1 protein-coding gene is annotated in these 512 nt (G+C 54.9%); it reads right to left on the bottom strand.

Going from position 1 to position 512, the window contains the following annotated elements:
* Window positions 1-312 precede the first annotated feature (312 nt).
* Window positions 313-512: hypothetical protein (locus EII41_RS14260; RefSeq protein ID WP_185711938.1), on the bottom strand; the 200-nt coding region annotated here is incomplete at its 5' end.

Consider the following 512-nt stretch of genomic DNA (forward strand, 5'->3'; position numbering starts at 1 on the left):
CAAGCGTAGCGACGGCGTGCGAAGCGCACGAAGCCTTGACCTTTTGGTTACTTTTGGGTCAAGCCAAAAGTGACATAAAAAGGAAAGAGATTCATCGCTCGACGCTCTGAATGACAAAAGACGATGCCCCGTAGAGACGCCCCGTAGAGACGCAATTAATTGCGTCTCTACACCGTGTACCATGTAAATTCCCCCTTTGAAGGGGGGACAGGGGGGATGTTCATATCCACGCCATCGAAGGGCGAACACACAGGTTCGCCCCTACGCGGCATACCAATGGCTGAACGCTGACTGACAATTAACAACGAACAATTAATCTGTCATTCCGAACGCAGGGAGGAATCCCGCCTCGAACGCCTCGGCGTTCGTCGTTTGGCCTCGGGCGGTGAGCCGACGGAGCAGGGAGGAGGGCGTAAAAATCCGGGCTGTTTGAACGAAGCGTAGCGAAGTGAGTTCTCCGGATTTTAGACCTCCGAACGTCGCGCAGGCGAGCGAAGCGCACGAAGCCTTGA

Source organism: Tannerella forsythia (assembly GCF_003860135.1).
Classification (GTDB): domain Bacteria; phylum Bacteroidota; class Bacteroidia; order Bacteroidales; family Tannerellaceae; genus Tannerella; species Tannerella forsythia_A.